This window comes from Streptomyces sp. NPDC050263 (assembly GCF_040655955.1).
GTDB lineage: Bacteria > Actinomycetota > Actinomycetes > Streptomycetales > Streptomycetaceae > Streptomyces.
In genome coordinates, this window is sequence record NZ_JBFAKW010000302.1 from 1 (window position 1) to 1,310 (window position 1,310).

Consider the following 1,310-nt stretch of genomic DNA (forward strand, 5'->3'; position numbering starts at 1 on the left):
GCTCGACTGCCGGCCGACGATGTGGGTGGCGGTGCCGAGGAACTGGAACAAGCTCAGGCAGGCCGTCGAGCGCGCCATCGCCGATGAGGGCGATGAGACCCGCCGCAAGGCCGTCGCCCAGGCGATCGCCACAGGGACCCGGTTCGCCAGCCTGGTCCGGGCGGGCGAACCGGTCGAGGCGGAACTCGCCGTCGCACACGCCTCGGCCGACACCGCGGTGCTGTCCGGCCTGCGCGAGCGTCTGGGGCTCGAACAGGTGCGGTGGGCCGTCTCCGGAGCGGCGCCCACGCCGCCCGCGACCCTGGAGTTCTTCGCCTCCCTCGGCATCGGCATCTGCGAGGGCTGGGGCATGTCCGAGCTCAGCTGCTTCGTCGCCGTCAGCGCGCCCCCGCAGGCCCGGTTCGGCACGGTCGGCAGACTGCTGCCGGGCCTGGAGGGGCGCTGTGCCGACGACGGCGAGTACCTCGTACGCGGGCCCTCGCTGATGAGGGGATACCGCGCCGATCCGGAGCGGACCCGCGAAGCGGTGGACGAGGACGGCTGGTTCCACACGGGCGATGTCGTCGTGGCCGATGAGGACGGATACCTGACGATCGTCGACCGCAAGAAGGACCTCATCATCAACGAGGCGGGCAAGAACATCTCGCCCGTCGGCGTGGAGTTCGCCGTGGCCACGGCCTCTCCTCTCATCGGTACGGCGGTGGCGATCGGCGACAACCGCCCGTACATCACCGCGCTGCTGGTCCTCGACCCCCAGGCCGCGACCGCCTTCGCCGCCGCACACTCCCTGGATCCGGATCCCAGGACGCTGGCCGACTCGGCCCCGCTCATCGACGCCCTCGCGGCGGCCGTGGCCCTGGGCAACCGCCAGTTGTCCCGTGTGGAGCAGGTCAAGCGGTTCAAGGTCGTGCCCGCGTACTGGGAGGGCGACAGCGACGAACTCACCGCCACCTTGAAGCTCAGGCGGCAAAAGGTCGCGGAGAAGTACGCGACCGACATCGCGGCCCTGTACGCCGACCCGCTCGCCGCCGACGTCAGACAACCGATCGACCAAGTGACCAACTGACCAGCCGACTGACCAGCCGACTGACCAGCCGACTGACCAGCCGACTGGCTGGCCGACTGGCTGGCCGACTGGCCGACTACCGGCGCTTTCCCGACAACGAGGCGCTCGCCCGGGCCGCGCTCGAACAGAGCATGACCGAGCGACTCTCCCGTGCCACGGAGCGGGCGCTGGGCGCGGAGGATCCCAAAGAGGGGCCTGGTCACGCTGCTGGAGGCGACCCTCGCCAGGGTGGCCCGCGATCACA

General features: G+C 70.8%; 1 protein-coding gene and 1 pseudogene. Both read left to right on the forward strand.

Annotation, left to right across the window (positions count from 1 at the left end):
* On the forward strand, positions 1–1,066 hold a 1,066-nt coding region (locus tag AB0J04_RS46160; protein ID WP_363174737.1), incomplete at its 5' end, for an AMP-binding protein.
* A 28-nt stretch (positions 1,067–1,094) separates the two neighbouring features.
* Positions 1,095–1,310: pseudogene (locus AB0J04_RS46165) on the forward strand (hypothetical protein); the annotation flags it as partial.